The organism is Alishewanella tabrizica, assembly GCF_014652375.1.
GTDB lineage: Bacteria > Pseudomonadota > Gammaproteobacteria > Enterobacterales > Alteromonadaceae > Alishewanella > Alishewanella tabrizica.
Window position 1 is genome coordinate 188,394 of sequence record NZ_BMYR01000006.1, and the last position, 16,742, is coordinate 205,135.

At 45.0% G+C, this 16,742-nt stretch carries 13 protein-coding genes and 3 tRNA genes; 7 read left to right on the forward strand and 9 right to left on the reverse strand.

What is annotated here, in order from left to right:
* Positions 1-10 precede the first annotated feature (10 nt).
* Genes leuD through leuA form a run of 4 tightly spaced genes read right to left on the reverse strand, consistent with a single transcriptional unit; the run spans position 11 to position 4,676 of the window.
* Positions 11-613, reverse strand: a complete 603-nt coding sequence (gene leuD / locus IE070_RS08610; protein ID WP_189482483.1) for a 3-isopropylmalate dehydratase small subunit — start codon at positions 611-613, stop codon at positions 11-13.
* Entirely contained in the window at positions 610-2,016 is a 1,407-nt protein-coding gene (gene leuC / locus IE070_RS08615; RefSeq protein WP_189482485.1) for a 3-isopropylmalate dehydratase large subunit, read from the reverse strand. The genes leuD and leuC overlap by 4 nt, the downstream gene beginning before the upstream one ends.
* A complete protein-coding gene (leuB, locus tag IE070_RS08620) occupies positions 2,017-3,093 on the reverse strand; it encodes a 3-isopropylmalate dehydrogenase (protein ID WP_189482487.1) in 1,077 nt (358 codons plus the stop codon). It lies immediately after the preceding gene.
* Positions 3,090-4,676, reverse strand: coding sequence for a 2-isopropylmalate synthase (gene leuA / locus IE070_RS08625; RefSeq protein ID WP_189482489.1), 1,587 nt, complete (start codon positions 4,674-4,676; stop codon positions 3,090-3,092). The genes leuB and leuA overlap by 4 nt, the downstream gene beginning before the upstream one ends.
* A gap of 448 nt (positions 4,677-5,124) precedes the next feature.
* Between leuA and IE070_RS08630 the strand changes: the two genes are divergently transcribed.
* The 5 genes from IE070_RS08630 (at position 5,125) to IE070_RS08650 (ending at position 8,060) form a co-directional block, all read left to right on the forward strand.
* Positions 5,125-6,432, forward strand: coding sequence for a hypothetical protein (locus tag IE070_RS08630; protein ID WP_229796992.1), 1,308 nt, complete (start codon positions 5,125-5,127; stop codon positions 6,430-6,432).
* A 110-nt stretch (positions 6,433-6,542) separates the two neighbouring features.
* The gene (locus IE070_RS08635) at positions 6,543-7,079 is read left to right on the forward strand and encodes a TIGR00645 family protein (RefSeq protein WP_189482491.1); all 537 of its coding nucleotides are present in this window, start codon (positions 6,543-6,545) and stop codon (positions 7,077-7,079) included.
* Between the two features lie 399 nt (positions 7,080-7,478).
* Positions 7,479-7,685, forward strand: a complete 207-nt coding sequence (locus IE070_RS08640; RefSeq protein WP_189482493.1) for a helix-turn-helix domain-containing protein — start codon at positions 7,479-7,481, stop codon at positions 7,683-7,685.
* A 150-nt stretch (positions 7,686-7,835) separates the two neighbouring features.
* Positions 7,836-7,922 (forward strand) — tRNA-Leu (locus IE070_RS08645).
* Between the two features lie 62 nt (positions 7,923-7,984).
* A tRNA-Gly gene (locus tag IE070_RS08650) sits at positions 7,985-8,060 on the forward strand.
* A 173-nt stretch (positions 8,061-8,233) separates the two neighbouring features.
* Here IE070_RS08650 and IE070_RS08655 read toward each other — a convergent pair.
* Complete coding sequence (locus IE070_RS08655; RefSeq protein ID WP_189482495.1) at positions 8,234-9,571, reverse strand: hypothetical protein; 1,338 nt, start codon at positions 9,569-9,571, stop codon at positions 8,234-8,236.
* Positions 9,572-9,845: 274 nt separating this feature from the next.
* Between IE070_RS08655 and IE070_RS08660 the strand changes: the two genes are divergently transcribed.
* Positions 9,846-9,921, forward strand: a tRNA-Gly gene (locus IE070_RS08660).
* 154 nt (positions 9,922-10,075) lie between these two features.
* Here IE070_RS08660 and IE070_RS08665 read toward each other — a convergent pair.
* The 4 genes from IE070_RS08665 to IE070_RS08680 all read right to left on the reverse strand — a co-directional run bounded on the left by IE070_RS08665 (position 10,076) and on the right by IE070_RS08680 (position 15,438).
* Entirely contained in the window at positions 10,076-11,050 is a 975-nt protein-coding gene (locus IE070_RS08665; protein WP_189482497.1) for a sulfite exporter TauE/SafE family protein, read from the reverse strand.
* Positions 11,051-11,167: 117 nt separating this feature from the next.
* A complete protein-coding gene (locus tag IE070_RS08670; RefSeq protein ID WP_189482499.1) occupies positions 11,168-12,244 on the reverse strand; it encodes a winged helix-turn-helix domain-containing protein in 1,077 nt (358 codons plus the stop codon).
* Between the two features lie 45 nt (positions 12,245-12,289).
* Positions 12,290-12,847: a hypothetical protein gene (locus tag IE070_RS08675; protein WP_189482501.1), complete on the reverse strand. Its 558-nt coding sequence runs from the start codon at positions 12,845-12,847 to the stop codon at positions 12,290-12,292.
* Positions 12,848-13,044: 197 nt separating this feature from the next.
* Positions 13,045-15,438, reverse strand: a complete 2,394-nt coding sequence (locus IE070_RS08680) for a TonB-dependent receptor (protein ID WP_229796993.1) — start codon at positions 15,436-15,438, stop codon at positions 13,045-13,047.
* A gap of 216 nt (positions 15,439-15,654) precedes the next feature.
* Here IE070_RS08680 and IE070_RS08685 point away from each other — a divergent pair, with 216 nt between their 5' ends.
* Positions 15,655-16,710, forward strand: coding sequence for an RNA-guided endonuclease InsQ/TnpB family protein (locus tag IE070_RS08685; RefSeq protein ID WP_189482503.1), 1,056 nt, complete (start codon positions 15,655-15,657; stop codon positions 16,708-16,710).
* The last annotated feature ends 32 nt before the right edge of the window (positions 16,711-16,742 follow it).

Genomic DNA, 16,742 nt, shown 5'->3' on the forward strand with positions numbered 1-16,742 from the left:
CATACCTAAATTAGCCTAGCCACGGCATACTGGCTTTGCGTTGCTGCTCATACGCAGTGATCTGGGGTGTCAGTTGCTCACTGGAGCCGATAAAATCTAAGCCCAACAATAAGCGCTGTTTAATATCAGGATCGATATTAAATCCCATGGCGGCATTATTACCGAACATTATTTCCTGGCTTGCTAAATCAATTTGCCACTGTTGTGGCCCCTGTGCACAGCGGTTAAACAGCATTTCAATATTGGTTTTGCTTAGTTGAATTAATAGCATGCCGTTATTTACGCTGTTATTAAAGAAAATATCAGCAAAGCTTTCGGCAATAATGACCTGAAATCCGTATTGCTGTAAGGCCCAGGGCGCATGCTCACGGCTCGAGCCGCAGCCAAAATTAGCGCGAGTAAGTAAAATTGAAGCGCCTTGATACTGCGGAAAGTTCAGGACAAACTCCGGGTTAGGCGTGCCATTGGCTAAATAACGCCAATCGTAAAATAGCGCTTCAGCAAAGCCGTCGCGGCTCACCGAGGTTAAAAACTGTTTGGGGATGATTTGATCCGTATCCACATTGTTTTTATCCAGTGGGCATATTAACCCTGAGGTGAAAATCTTGCTCATGCCCAATCTCCTGAAGCGATATTTACAAACTTACCCGCGATGGCCGCTGCCGCCGCCATTGCAGGGCTAACTAAATGCGTACGAGCACCACGCCCCTGACGGCCTTCAAAATTACGATTACTGGTTGATGCACAGCGCTCTTCGGCTGCAACGCGGTCGTCATTCATGCCTAAACACATAGAGCAACCGGGTTCACGCCATTCAAAACCGGCGTTTTTAAAAATATCGGCTAAGCCTTCAGCTTCAGCCTGACGTTTCACAATACCAGAACCCGGCACCACTAAGGCTCTAACACCTGCTGCTACTTTTTTAGTGCCGACCACACTGGCCGCAGCGCGTAAATCTTCAATGCGGCTGTTGGTGCAGCTACCAATAAATACCACATCGACTTTGCAATCTGTCAGTTTTTGGCCTGCTGTTAAACCCATATATTGCAGGGCTCGCTCAGCCGCATGACGCTTGCTCTCGTCGCTAAAGCTTTCTGGAGCGGGCACTGGCGTATCCACCGCAATAACTTGTTCTGGATTGGTTCCCCAGGTGATTTGCGGGGCAATACTACTGGCATCAATGACTACGATTTTATCAAATGTCGCATCGCTGTCAGAATGCAAACTTTGCCAATAGCTTACCGCTGCCGTCCAGTGTTCGGCGCTTGGTGCATGCGCTTTGCCTTTTAAATACGCAAAGGTGGTTTCATCTGGGGCAATTAAGCCCGCTTTGGCACCCATTTCAATACTCATGTTGCACAGTGTCATGCGACTTTCCATGCTTAAGTCGCGAATCGTCTCACCACAAAACTCAGCCACATAGCCATTGCCGCCAGCCGTACCCAACTGCCCAATCACGGCTAAGATGACATCTTTCGCCGTCACATGCGGCGACAACTCACCATTTATTTCCACTTTTAGGGTTTTGGCTTGTTGTTGTGGCAAGGTTTGTGTTGCAAGCACGTGCTCTACTTCTGAGGTGCCAATCCCAAAAGCCAGCGCACCAAAGGCACCATGGGTAGACGTATGCGAATCGCCACACACAATAATCATCCCAGGTTGGGTTAAGCCTTGCTCTGGGCCAATCACATGCACGATGCCCTGATCTGGGTGCGTTAAATCTAAAATTGGGATTTGGCTCTCGGCGCAATTTTCGGCTAGCGCTTCTAACTGCTTGCGTGAGGTTTCGCCAGCCGCATCTAAGCTACGTCGCTGGGTAGACACGTTATGATCCATGGTCGCAAAGGTTAAGTCAGTACGGCGTACTTTCCGGCCTGCTAAGCGTAAACCAGAAAACGCCTGCGGTGAGGTCACTTCGTGAATTAAATGCCGATCTACATACAATAAATCGGTGCTGGGATTTAACTTACCCACCACATGACTTTGGTAAATTTTTTGGTATAAAGTTTGGCCCATTTACATACTCTCCTGGCGTAACGTTGCCACTATGGCGGCACCCACGGCGGCAGTGCCATAAGTTGATTTCGGATTAATATCGCGCGTCACAATATGCTGCTCTAAGCAATGTTGTACGGCCTGCTCAATGGCTTGTGCTGCATCTTCTTCGCCAAAACTATAGCGTAGCATTAAGGCCGCACTTAAAATCTGGGCAATCGGGTTGGCAATACCTTTGCCCGCGATATCTGGCGCACTACCACCGGCGGGTTCGTATAAACCAAAGCCACTGCCATTTAAGCTGGCTGAAGGCAGTAAACCCAAAGAGCCAGCAATAGCGGCGATTTCGTCTGATAAAATATCGCCAAATAAGTTATCGCATAATAGAACATCAAATTGCTGCGGGCTTCGAATTAGCTGCATGGCGGCGTTATCGATATACATATGCTCTAAAGTTACATCCGGAAATTCTTTGGCAATTTGTTCTACGGTTTCACGCCATAAAATACTGGTTTGTAGCACGTTGGCTTTATCAATAGAGGTCACTTTTTTACTGCGCTTTTGTGCGGCAGCAAAGGCCACGCGGGCAATACGGCTAATTTCGGCTACACTGTAACGCTGGGTATCAAAGGCATCATTGTCACTACGGCCTTTTTCACCAAAGTAAATACCACCCGTTAGTTCGCGTACGCACAGTACATCCATGCCTAAACTGCTCACTCGAGGATGCAAAGGCGATAAATCGGCAAACGCCGGATAAATATGCCCCGGGCGTAAATTACAAAATAAATCAAAGGTTTTACGAAGAGGTAATAACGAACCACGCTCAGGTTGTTTGTCGGGTGCTAAGCCCGTCCATTTCGGGCCGCCGACCGAACCAAATAAAATGGCATCGCTTTGTTTGCAAAGTGCTAAGGTGTCGGCCGGTAGCGGCTCCCCTGTCGCATCTATCGCTGCACCGCCGACTAATGCAGGCGTTAGGGTTAAACCAAACTGAAATTGATCAGCGACAACGTTAAGGACTTTAATGGCTTCTGCCATGACTTCTGGGCCTATGCCATCACCGGCCAACACGGCCACGTTATAATGCTTTGTCATTGTTCACCTGCTACTTTTTTAATGATGGTATCGCCTTGTTTGGCTTGTTTGTGGGCATGGATCCTGTGTGCGCGTTGTATCATATTTAACACATGCACATATGCCAGTACCGAGGCGCGCACAATGTCTGTGGCTAAACCGGCACCGTGAAAACGGCGGCCTTCGTACTCAGCAATAATATCAACTTGGCCTAAGGCATCTTCGCCGCTGCCTTTTGCGGTTAAGTTAAAATCAACCATTCGAATGGATAATTGACTAATGCGTTGTACGGCCTGAAATGCAGCCTCTACCGGGCCATTGCCCGTGCAGGCTTCGGTAACCACAGTACCATTGCAATTTAGGCCTACAGTGGCGCTAGCCACATGGCCGGTATGGGTGGTAGAGCTTAAAAACTCCAGCTTGTAGTATTCGTCTTGTTCTTGCAGGTTCTGGAAAAACACCAAGGCTTCTAAATCATAATCAAACACGCGGCCTTTTTGATCGGCCAGCGCCACAAAGCTTTTATACACGGCTTCTAAATCATAATCTTCTTTGGTGTAACCCAGTTCAGCTAAGCGATGTTGAATAACATGGCGGCCAGAGCGCGACGTTAGGTTTAATTCGTTTTGGCGGATCCCCACTTGCTCGGGCGACATAATTTCGTAGGTATTTTGTGCTTTTAATACGCCATCCTGATGAATGCCTGAACTATGCGCAAAGGCGTTTTCACCCACAATCGCTTTATTAGGTTGTATTGGCATATTACAAATTTGACTAACTAAATGACTGCTGCGGTAAATTTCGGTGGTTTTAATATCCGTGTACAGAGGGGCCAACACATCCTTGCGGGTGTTAATAATCATCGCCACCTCTTCCAGTGAGCAATTACCGGCACGCTCACCGATACCATTTACGGTACATTCAATTTGCCGTGCACCGGCTTGGATAGCGCTAATGCTATTGGCTACCGCTAAGCCTAAATCGTTATGGCAATGCACACTCAAACGGGCCTTATCGATATTTGGTACCTTATTTTTTAACGTGTGGATAATAGCGGCAAATTCGTTGGGAATGGTATAGCCCACCGTATCCGGAATATTAATGGTGGTAGCGCCGGCGGCAATAGCGCGCTCTACTATCCAGCATAAATCATCCAGTGGCGTTCGCCCGGCATCTTCACAGGAAAATTCGATATCGTCGGTGTAGCGGCTGGCCAATTTGATGGCAGCGACAGCTTGCTCAGTTGCTTGAGCTAAGGTTTTACGAAGTTTGTATTGTAAGTGCAGTGGCGAGGTAGCAATAAAGGTATGGATACGGCGACGTTCTGCATCTTTTAAGGCTTCCCCGCAGGCTTCAATATCTGCCGTTACTGCTCGCGCTAAGCCACAGATGATTGGGCCTTTTACTTCCCGAGCGATGCGTTGCACCGAATCAAAATCACCAGGACTGGATACCGGAAACCCGACCTCCATCACATCGACATTTAAGCGGGCAATAGCATGCGCCAGTTGAATTTTCTGCTTTTGGCTTAAACTCGCCCGCAGCGCTTGTTCGCCGTCTCGCAGGGTAGTATCGAAAATCCAGATTTTATTATCAGCACTCATTACGCGTTCCTTTAAGCATGATCTTTGACGTACTTTCTGCCGGGCTAAAAACGAAAAACCCCGGCCTTGGGCACGGGGTTTTAGGGTTTATCGGTAGTGAGGTTTCACCAATAAGCACAGCCCCGCGCAGCGCAGAGGAGCACGAGGAGGAGGCTATTGAAACGCACTATTACCGAAGAAATCATTTGCTGCCTGTAAATCATTTATCGCAATTCGTGTTTATTAATAGCATGGTTATTTTCTAAGCGCAACAGTATAGATGGCTAAATGGATAAAAAAGGGCAAAACCCACGTTGCTAACGCTAACCTGTAATTGTAGTCAAAGGGGGGAGACGTTTTTTCGGTACAAAATGATAAAGTGCCCTAAACAACGATTGCACCAAGTAACGGCTACAGCTAGATTAGTGCATCTATTTACTTAAGAACGCGTAAATCAAGGAACTGCTTTGTGAAAGCAAATCATATATTACCTACTATCACGCTACTGTCTGTTGCGTTTTTGCATGCGTGTAGCAAAGCGCCAGAGGATATCGGCGTACCTGTTACCGATTTAAACCCACTCGCTGAGCAATATGTTGGTTTAGTATTGGCACTGGGTGAACACGATAGCAGTTATGTCGATGCCTATTATGGTCCCCCTGCGTGGGCAGAAGCCGCCAAGCAATCAGGCAAAGCTACGGCAGATATCGTGACAATGGCGCAGGCACTGCAAGCGCAAGTACGTGAGTCTACATTATCTGATCCCACGTTACGGTTACGTCAGCATTATTTAGATAAACAGCTAACCGCATTAATTAGTCATGCTAATAGCCTTACTAATGATAGCCATGCGGGCTTTGAGCAACAAGCCGCTGAACTATATGATACGGTGCCACCGCAGCGAGAATTAGCGACTTTTGAGCCAATCTTACAGCAACTTGAGCAACTGGTGCCAGGCGAAGGATCGCTTACGGAACGTGTTGTTGCCTATCGAAAACAGTTTGTGATCCCAGAAGACAAATTAGCGGCAGTGTTTGAGCAGGCCATACAAGAATGTAAAGCGCGTAGCGCCAAGTACTTAACGTTACCTGCGCACGAAAGTTTTACACTAGAGTTTGTAAAAGACAAACCCTGGAGTGGCTACAACTGGTTTAAGGGAAACGCCTTTAGTTTGATTCAAATTAATACCGAGCGGCCTATTGATATCTCACGTGCAGTCGATTTGGGGTGTCACGAAGGGTATCCAGGTCATCATGCCTACAATGCTTTGCTCGAGCAGCATTTAAGTAATGATCTGGGGTGGGTGGAGTTTCAGGTATATCCCTTGTTTAGCCCGCAATCGTTAATTGCCGAAGGAACGGCCAATTATGGTATTGAAATGGCGTTTCCAGGCGAACAAAAGCTACAATATGAAAGCGATGTGTTATATCCGTTAGCTGGGTTAGATGCCAGTAAAGCGGCAGAATACGATCGGTTTTTGAAACTGCTGGCACAATTAAGTTATGCCGGAAATGAAACCGCCAGATTGTATTTAAATAAAGACATAGATGCCGAGCAGTTTGTTGCGCTTCAGCAGCAGTATTTACTACAAAGCGAAGCCGAAGCACGCCAGCGCTTACGTTTTGTTGAAGCATATGGTGCTTATGTGATTAATTACAACTGGGGTAAAGATCTGGTAAAAGCTTACATTGAGCAGGCCACAACGGAAGAAATACGTTGGCAACGCTTTAAAACCTTATTGACTAGTCCGCGGTTACCTTCGTCGCTGGATTGGTAATTAACGAGACGTGCGTGTTAATGGCGGGGCGTGCTTGTCGATGCGAGCCAGCGTATAATGGGTGTTGATAAACTTGCGCTTTGCGCGTATTCAGAGAGTAGGAAAAAGAAATGGAACGTATTTTTGAGCGCTTGATGTATGCCACACGGTGGATTATGGCGCCAATTTATCTGGGGCTAAGTTTATGTTTACTGGCTCTAGGGGTTAAGTTTTTTCAAGAAGTCATCACCTTTATTCCACGTCTTTTTAGTATGAAAGAGGTTGAGCTGATCCTTGTTACGCTTAGCTTAATTGATATTGCGTTAGTGGGGGGCTTAATTGTGATGGTGATGTTCTCGGGTTACGAGAACTTTGTGTCCCGTTTAGATTTGCATGGGCATGATGATAAGTTAGGTTGGTTAGGGAAGTTGGACTCTAATTCGTTAAAAAATAAGGTCGCCGCGTCTATTGTAGCCATCTCTTCGATTCATTTATTAAAAGTGTTTATGAATACCGAGTCGATCCCTAATGACAAAATTATGTGGTATTTACTTATTCATATTACCTTTGTGGTATCAGCCTTTGCGATGGGGTTGTTAGATAAAATCTTACGCGATAAAGCTGCAGATAAGGCCATATCTGAGACCAGTTTAAAAGATAGCTTATAGAATAGTTTAAAATAGCATTCTAAAACTCCTTCCACTCAGTATTCAGCATTTAGCGTATTAATCGATACAGCTTAATGCTGATGCTCATATAACACTTACTACCTCCTCGGCTAATTTCCTCGTAGCACCTGTCAATCAAGACACTTTTTTTTGTTCTTTTTGTAATCGGCTACGTCAAATTTAATGCTATCAAAGGATGAATTATTCTCAGAGCAACAGTAGCTGTAACGTTTAAGTTTTTATTATAATGCGCAAAATAGGACATTAACTGAGTGTTTTTTGCTCGAAAAGCGATAGCCTGCACAAAAATTTACCTTTTGCTACTACCTTACGGACTATAGTCCGTGGCTTATTGGTGACTAAATTTTCATAGTGCGCTTCCAGCTACGAGGGAGTGTAATGATCGAAATTTCCATTGTTATTGGTGCAAAAATACGCGAAAAGCGACACTTAGCAAAAATAAGCCAAGATAATCTGGCGCTACACGCTGATGTCGATCGTAGTTATCTAGGGCGAATAGAGAGAGGAGAAGCAAATATCACGGTATCCATGTTATATCGTATTGCGATGGTACTGGATTGTGATGCTAAAGAGTTGCTACCCTAACATAGAGAAAATGCTAGTAAAATGACCGTGTTAGGCTAAAAAATGTGCGAAGAGTCAGTTTATTGCAATAAGGTGTTATAAATTACTTGCAATAACGCCATAGCTTTAATATCATGCGCGCCGTTCTGCTAATACTTTTACACATTCGATGCCCGGGTGGTGAAATCGGTAGACACAAGGGATTTAAAATCCCTCGGGGGAAACCCCGTGCCGGTTCAAGTCCGGCCCCGGGCACCATTTAAACTAGGTTTGCTGTAAACGATTCAACCAGAACACACCAGACGCAAGTAATTGCAAATGCGAGTTTAGCTCAGCTGGTAGAGCGCGACCTTGCCAAGGTCGAGGTCACGAGTTCGAACCTCGTAACTCGCTCCAGATTAAAAAAAAGCCGCTTTTAAAGCGGCTTTTTTACATCTTTGGTATCGCTTTTAGCATAGTCTTACTTACTAGGTTCTGAAGCACTTTCACGTTATTCAGTTCTATCTTAGAATCTAACATCTCATACTTACCCATAGTAGGTTGGAACGATTAGCTTAAACCGCAGTGCTTCAATCTACTTTAGGTGCTGAGCCTGACGATACGAGTAATTGACGTTGTAGTTGATAATGAAAAACCGGCGCATCAGCTGCACATTCTGCGGGCCCTGTTTTGTTACAAAGCGTGGTGCGGTTAAGGAGTAGAACACCTCGAGTATCGGGTTGAGGCGTAAAGCCGGCAATCATCTCCTGAAATTCTGCGCCATCAAGCAGCATACAATCTTGGCTCTGATCAGCTTGGCAAGGCGCTTGTGAGTAATGCACTGCTATTAACCGCGTGTCGCCAGCTACCGCAGGGATTAGATGCTCGGGATAGCTTAGCCCTGCTATGACACAACGCTTGCCAAGGCCAGGTGTGATCTTAGATAAAGACTTATCAATACGAGGCTCTCCCCCCGAGGCTAAGCAGCTACCCTCAAAGCTATTTTTGCTACTGTGATTCTCATCTAAGGCTCTATTGGGCCCAAAAACCATTATGATTAAAAGCAGCAAACTGGATAAGATGGTTAGTGGGTGCTTTTTTAGTCGTTTGTGAAGGAACGTCAATAGGTCGCCTAGTATTTTTGCGGTGACAGTCCTGAGACTTGGTCTAAAGCGATACTGCGCGATCAGTTCAAAGTCGTCGATATCAGCAGTATAGTCAGGTAATACCACAGCAAACTGATCACGCAGAGTGATATGTGCATTACGGAAAATAAGATTAGGTGGCTCGGTGTCAGAAGATGACCAGAGTGTTTTAAAAACGACTAGGTTGCCAATTAATCCTTCAACATAGCGATGAAAGGGGTAAAGCATTATCGGTGTGTTAGGTAACTTTTGTGCTTGGTAAGTAAGGTACTCGTAAACCTCGATTCTGTTTATGTCGATTTCTTTATCGCTGACATGTATAGCCGTAATGTGGCTATCAACCGCAAATGCTTCTGCGCGGGTCAGTTGGCGAATTTCTTCTGTATAGCATCCAAAGCGTAGCAGCTTAAGCTCACCGTGTTCAGCCACGGCAACAAAATCACTCTCTTCATCATCACTATATGAGGAAAGTACTTGAGTGTTAAACATTTGGCTAAGAAATATCGCCTCATGCAAGATTTCTCTGTAAATTTGAAAAGAGTCAAATTTGTTGGGGTGTTCAGCTAAAAATGCTTCAAATTCTGGGCAAATAATGTCGGGTATTTTGATAAGGCTATCATAATGCGCGCCGAGACTGGGTGGTGCGCCTTCAGGTGCGAAGGCATCAAGAAACCATGCGGATTTATCTTTTACATGGTACAAACGCCAGCTTGTTGTACTCATTTCCCGCAGCAAGCTTATCTCGGGTTTATCTTTAAAAACCGTTAGGCGTTGTCGCCACATGGCGGTTACTCCAGTTCGCGGAATATTTCAGGCTAATTGGTTAAAAGTAGAGAGTTAGCCAGAATTCGTCAATCTGTACACAGAGCAATTTATGCTCTGTGCTACCTTGGTTCTGCGCATCAGAATGGATTTATAATCCCTCGGGGGAAACCCCGTGCCGGTTCAAGTCCGGCCCCGGGAACCATTTAGTTGATTTTAAATATGTTTTTTAATCACTAAAACGCAGAATAACGAACTACAAAAAGTCATGTGTAATTCGTGTGTAACACAACATGCTAGTTTAGCTCAGCTGGTAGAGCGCGACCTTGCCAAGGTCGAGGTCACGAGTTCGAACCTCGTAACTCGCTCCAAATTCCGAAAAAGCCACTTATCTAAGCGGCTTTTTTTATGCGTGTTTCTTGCTAGCATTACACCGCTTGACTCTCACATGCCACACAGTCACTGTGACAGGTTAACGGCTATTAATACCTATGAATAGCCTTTGTTGTGACTGCAATTAAATGCTCACTGTTTTACGTTAGTGATAACAGTTGTAGCACTGATCCGCCGTAGACTTACAAAAAATATCACTGATAACAGGGTGGTGAATAATGCGGCCCAAAACCACTTAGCAGGGCTGCCATTGTATAAAACAAAGTACGCCAATTGTCCGATGTTTAACACGGCAATACCACGTAACATCCATTCTTTGTTGACCCGGCTAAGGATGTACGCGCCAAACGGTGCCATCATTAATACTACCGGATAAGCACAAAGCCAGGTTTGATATTGATAGGGTGTCAAGGCGTTATCAACCAGTGCGCGATACGTAAAACCACCGATACTAATGGCTGCCATCAACATAATCGCCATATGGGTTGCCACTTTTTCGTGCATACGAAAGCGGGTCACTAGGAGGGTGTATAAAATAATATCGGCCCCCGTTCCAAACAAACTGGCGCACATCCCGCCCAAAAGCAATATAACTAATACCATCGCCCATTCGGTCTGCTTGGGGGAGCGCATTGCGGTGTGGTGGCCGCGATGCTCAGACAAGCTGTATACCACTGCAAAGGCGGTGATTAAGCTTAAAAACAGGGCTTGAATAAGATAGATTGGTAAGCCTTGTAAATAATGCATACCGAGAATAAAGCCGGCAAAACACAGTGGGATCATCCAGAGTAACGGTATAAAAACCCTCTTGTTCGTGCTTTGGCTAAGGATATAAATACTGGCACTTGTCATACCAATACTTTGAATCATTAAACTAAAATCACGCGCCATTTCGCGGTCAATCTGCAGAAAAATATTCAACACCGGAAAAGCAACTGCCCCCCCGCCTTCGGGGGTAAGCCCCGCAACAAAGGCGCCAACTACCATAATAGCGGGGTAATACCAATGGTCTGCTAAGAAGTGCAAATCTGAACGTGTAAAAAAAAGGAAGAACCAAGTGCCTAATGCGACGAAAAACCAGAGACGAAAAACCGGTAAAGCAAACATGTTATACCTTACTTAACAAAAGCACGTTCAAAATATTCATTATTGTTTTTACACTTTACCTGAGTTACCGATCAGCGCATAGATGGCTGTAGCACTGATGCGTAAAAATAGTGTGTGTCAGTTTATCGTTTGAGACAAAATATTATTGAGGTGTCGCAAGCCCAATAATACTCCTGCAATAAACAAGATGGCTTCAGCCAGCGTGCAGACGAAGAGTATTGACGTTAAATGTTCATTTTGTAGAAATAAGGCGGGTTGTAATAGTTGCCCAAAAGGGGCATCACGAAACTCACTGGCAAGTTGCATTAAGCTTCCCGCGAGTAAGTTTCCTCCTGTTAAATAAATGCCGCCGCCTGCGAGCAGTCCTGGCCAAACGAGATGCAAAAATGCAGTGGATTTTCTATGTTTGCTGGCTATTACACCAAGAGCCGTAGCACCGCCGATGATAGCGCCTTCGGGGGCACCCGTTAGATGCGAAGGGCTGCCAGCAAAAAATAGCGTTAACATCTCACTAAACAGCAAATTAGCAAAGCCGCCGATAACTAAACCGCCTACCATGCCGGCGAAAACTATCGGGTAAGGTTGATTAGGAAAGTGTATTCGGACGGCGCTTATTGCCGCTGTTATCGCGGCTCCGGCTAACATCGCAAGCAATAAAGTAATACAAGTAGTGACTAAACACAGTGAGAGTGTTTGTGTGTTAACAGAGGGCGCTAATAACATAGCCAGCATGCCGTATAGTATACCGCCTAGCACGCCCGCACAGATTGCTCCACCTATCCCAGAACCAAGGTATTGCCAAAATAAGCTTTGGGATATTACAGTATTTTTATTGGTAATTAACGGTGTGTCGGTCTCTGGCGTTAACGACGATGTGATCATTGCGACAGGGGCAATAAACCGATAACCATGTTTAGGCACGGTTTCAATAAAGTGTGGCTTAGTTGCGCTATCATTGAGTAAGCGACGTAGCGTTCGAATACACTGCGTTAATGCTTCGTCGCTAACCACAATTCCTGGCCACACCTGATCGAAAAATTGTTGTTTAGTAACTAATTTACCTGCGTGTTGCAGCATAAGCAGCAAGGCGTCAAAGTAACGGCTATTTAGCTCCACAAGTTGCCGCGACTGAAAAAGTTGTCGTTGTTCAGGTGCCAGTTCAAAATGCTCAAATTTAAAACGTAGTCTATCCACGTAAGCTACTCAGCAACTGCTTCGATAAGTAATAATAGTCATTTTTTAGTTCGTTATGCTACTTGGAACGCTGATAGCCTGTCGTAATAGGCCGGCGGCTAACAGCCAACATAACGTAAATGCGGCTGTTAAGAAAGGGGCGGCACCAAGATCATTATATTGAATTATTACTTCGATACCGACTTGAACTGCAGCTGTAAAACATAAAACATGGTGTGCGCTAAATACGTTAAATCGGGTGAGTAATGTACCTAATATCAGGGTAATTATGATAATAAAATAGAGTAAATTAGTGGGGTTATTTTCGTTTCCAATAATTCCCACTGCTAAATTTATCCAAATTAATAATAGGGAGGATAGCGCAGCAATACTCCAGCCAACGCGTCGTGCAACAGTATTCTGTTTTCGGAAGGCGAGTTCCAGAAGTAGTGCGGTACCGCCCAATAATGCTGTGGCTGCTACAAAGTCGAAGCCGGTCCAATGCACCTCAACTGTAAATTGCATCGCAAGTAAGGGGAGGAGCAATAACGCTATTACAGTACCCCACAACACAATACGCCATGGCGTTATCCACGTGAATTGCAAAAGCCTATTTTTTTTCATGATGACCACCCGTTGATAAAATGTTCTTTATTGTGGCGATATGATTTAAAAAAACATGAGAAAAAAATGAGGAAGAGTAATTTTGTTATGTAAAGCGGTTATTTACAAGATAAGCTAGTGATCAAGAGAGGGTATAGTTGAATACATGAGCACAAGATAATACTAGTGCCCATGATACGTTACAATGTATATTTTTGTTAAAATATCGCACGAAGACCGATGGTTAAGGCTCTACCAGGCAGTGGAGCATCTTCCTTGATGAAGGAGCTGTGTACGAAAGCCAGTTCATTGGTTAAATTGGTGCCACGTATAAATGCAGTCATATCCACTTTTGCGAGATTAAAGTCATAGTTCAGACTTGCATCTAACAAGGTATAGCGTGCTGTTGGGCTTTCATAAAACGCAACTTTGTCTTGTTTAGCATAGTGTGTCAGGCCAACATCGGCACGCCAATTGAAACCGCTGTATTGGTAACCTAAGCCAAATTTATACGGCGGGATGCGCGGTAAATAATCACCATCTTTTAATTTCGCTCTCACAGCATCAAAAAAAACATTGAGAGAATTGGCAGCATTCAGTTGATAGCGCGCCTCAAATTCCATTCCGTATAATGTCGCATCCCGTTGTTGGTATTGATATAACGGGAAACCTTCTTCAGCATGCCCTTCGTGCTCATGGGCTTCTTCTGCGTGCTCAGCATGCTCGCTATGCTCGGAGTGCAGATCATCCATTGATAAGCCGGTATTGGCTAAATACAAATAATCATGGACGTTATTTAAAAAGAAATTATAGGTAAAGGTTAAATCACCTTGAAAGTGTCTAAACGTAAGATCAAGATTATTGGCAATTTCTTTTTTAGCACGACGGTCTGAACGTTCTAACTCACCATCATGCAACTCATAAGCGAGTCCTAATTCATAACTGCGTGTAGCGATATGTGCACCATTCGAATACAGCTCAGCGGCACTGGGTGCACGTTCTGAGTGGCTTACTGCCACTGCCCAAGAGAAGCCTGGTACAAATTCCCAAACTAAACCGGCTGATGCACTTAACGCCGTAAAGGTGTCTTTAAGCGAATGTTCTACTTCAAGCTCATGGCCAAGGGAAATAAGGCCCGCATCGTGTCGGGTATTTTCAACACGACCACCGAGTTGCGCCGTTACATTACCAAATTGTTTTTCTTCAAGCACAAAGATAGCTTGTGATAGCGTTACGCTATCAGGCGTAAAGGCTTCTTCACCAAATGCTTGATAATCAGAGCGTTGCAAATGATAGCCGACTAAACCATGCCAACCATTAAATGTTTCATGCTCAAGGGTAACTCGGCTCTCTAGCGCTTTATTTTTAAAAGTGGTTCCCGGCTCACCATCTTCAATTTCTTGGTGTTGATAATCAGTGTAGGCAGCAACAAATGACAGCGTTTCTATGCCTGAGAACGGTGTATAGAGTTCACCTGCCAAACTCACCCGATTTTGTTTTAGTTTAGCAAAGACGCTTTCTTCTTCATGAGCGTCTTCTTCATGTTCATCTTCTTCACTGTGCTCATCCCCATGTTCATGACCATGTTCGTGGTGTCCAGGAATACCGTAATCAGTATCTAATCGACCCACACTTACGCCGAATAAACCGCGTTCGTTGATCAGGCTGATCCCCGCATTTAAGGCATTACTGCGTGTCCAAGAGTTTTCAAGTGTGTTACTGGTTTCCCCTTCGTCGTTAGTAAAAGTGGGAATATCATAGTTGTTGGTATCACGATTAAATCCGTCAAAATGCCATGCCACATTGTTCTGGCTTCCCTCGTGATTGAGGGCAACGATCTTTTCATCAGAAACATCAACGTAACGCGTTTCTAATTTTGTTTCATTAATAGCCCTTAATTGGCGGGGAATACGATTGTCTACTACGTTTACAACCCCACCTATAGCCCCACTTCCATAAAGTAATGTAGCTGGGCCGCGTAGCACCTCTATTTGCTCAGCGGAAAGTGCATCAGCGGTTATGGCATGGTCAGGTCCAATGCGCGAGACATCGCCTGTATCCAAGCCATTATTCATTATTTTTACTCTAGGACCATCCAAGCCACGGATGATTGGGCTAGAGGCAACCGGTCCATAATAGTTAGCATGCACACCGGGTTCGTACTTTAAGGTTTCACCTAATGTAGGTTCAGTTCGTCTTGACAGTTCTTCAGCACTCAGCACTGAAACGGGCGTGGCCATTTCTAAATTGTATTTGTGAATACCCGATGCCGCGACCACAATACGTTCCATTCGCCCTTCGGTTAAGCGCACAGTTAATTGAGGTTGATCTGGTGTTGTAACAATAAAGGTATCGCCAAACCCGCTAGCAGAAATATGCAATTCAGCATTAACCGGTGCTTGAATACTAAACTTACCTTCAGCATCGGCATAGATATATTGCTGGCGGCCATGAAGATGAACCCGTGCATTTTTTATGGGTTGGCCTTGTTGATCAATCACAACACCCGTAAAACGTTGTGATCCGGTTTGTGTTTGGGCATTTACGCTAAAACTTAAACTGATTAGTGCGGCTAAAACGCTATAACGTTTTAAGGTACGAGAGTGATGCATAATGGGTCCTAAATGAGCACTATTTTGGTGATGTTATAACATTATACAGATTTGCTTCAAACGAACAAGCAAAAGTACACCGCTGCAATTTGCACACTTTAACGTTTTTACCAAAACTGTGCGTAATGCCCCGCCCTTTTAGGGCGGGGGTGGATAGCGCATGACGCAAAGCGGCATAAGGTTGACAACAGCAATGATGCTGTATAAATTAACAGTGTGAAAGCAATCAAAACACTCCAAGTTCGTGTGCGTGATAAGCACGCTAAAGCCCTGTCAGCGCAAGCTCGACAGGTGAACTTTGTATGGAATTATGTCAATGAATTAAGTGCGCGGAATATTCGTGAGCATGGCCGCTTTTTATCCGACTTCGACATTCAGAAATATACTAACGGTTGCGCTAAAGACTTAGGTTTGCACAGCCAAACCGTTCAGGAAGTATCTAAAGAGTACGTGACACGCCGAAAGCAATTTAAGAAAGCTAAGCTTCGCTGGCGCAAGTCAGGTGGCGCTAAACGCTCGCTAGGCTGGATCCCCATTAAATCTGGCGCTGCCTGCTTCAAAAGCGGTCAAGTCTACTTTAACAGGCAATATTATAAGGTATGGGATAGCTATGGACTGTCTGGCTATGCGTTTAAATCTGCCTCATTTACAGAAGATACCAGAGGCCGCTGGTATTTTAATGTTGTCGTTGAAGTTGACACAACGCAATCAACGGGTACTGCCAGTGTCGGTATCGACTTAGGCTGTAAGGCTGCTGCTACCGACTCTAACGGTGTAAGTGTCCCAAGCCGTGACTACCGCACGTTAGAAGCTAAATTAGGACTGGCGCAACGCGCCAGCAAGAAACGCCGTGTAAAGGCGATACACGCGAAAATAAAAAACCGCCGCAAAGACAAATTACACAAATACAGCCGTAAGCTCGTGAATGAAAATGCGGCCATATTCATAGGTGATGTATCAAGCACTAAACTCACTAAAACCAAGATGGCAAAATCGGTTTTAGATGCAGGATGGGGCTTGCTGAGGACTATGCTGGCATACAAATGCGCTCACGCAGGCATTGTCTATCAGAGCATCAACGAAGCCTATACTACCCAATCCTGTTCGCGCTGTGGCTCACGCCACAGCAGTCTGAAAGGTAGACCAGGACTTGGAATAAGAGAATGGACTTGTTATGACTGCGGTACTCATCATGACCGCGACATTAACGCAGCAAAGAACATTCTCGCGCTGGGGCATCAGCGTCTCGCAGGAGGAATCCCCGTCCTTTAGGGCGGGGAGGATGTCAATTTTTGAAGTTTTTT

Coding starts and splice junctions, on each gene's coding strand:
- leuD (WP_189482483.1), bottom strand. CDS start 613: ATGAGCAAGATTTTCACCTCAGGGTTAATATGCCCACTGGATAAAAAC.
- leuC (WP_189482485.1), bottom strand. CDS start 2,016: ATGGGCCAAACTTTATACCAAAAAATTTACCAAAGTCATGTGGTGGGT.
- leuB (WP_189482487.1), bottom strand. CDS start 3,093: ATGACAAAGCATTATAACGTGGCCGTGTTGGCCGGTGATGGCATAGGC.
- leuA (WP_189482489.1), bottom strand. CDS start 4,676: ATGAGTGCTGATAATAAAATCTGGATTTTCGATACTACCCTGCGAGAC.
- IE070_RS08635 (WP_189482491.1), top strand. CDS start 6,543: ATGGAACGTATTTTTGAGCGCTTGATGTATGCCACACGGTGGATTATG.
- IE070_RS08640 (WP_189482493.1), top strand. CDS start 7,479: ATGATCGAAATTTCCATTGTTATTGGTGCAAAAATACGCGAAAAGCGA.
- IE070_RS08655 (WP_189482495.1), bottom strand. CDS start 9,571: ATGTGGCGACAACGCCTAACGGTTTTTAAAGATAAACCCGAGATAAGC.
- IE070_RS08665 (WP_189482497.1), bottom strand. CDS start 11,050: ATGTTTGCTTTACCGGTTTTTCGTCTCTGGTTTTTCGTCGCATTAGGC.
- IE070_RS08675 (WP_189482501.1), bottom strand. CDS start 12,847: ATGAAAAAAAATAGGCTTTTGCAATTCACGTGGATAACGCCATGGCGT.
- IE070_RS08680 (WP_229796993.1), bottom strand. CDS start 15,438: ATGCATCACTCTCGTACCTTAAAACGTTATAGCGTTTTAGCCGCACTA.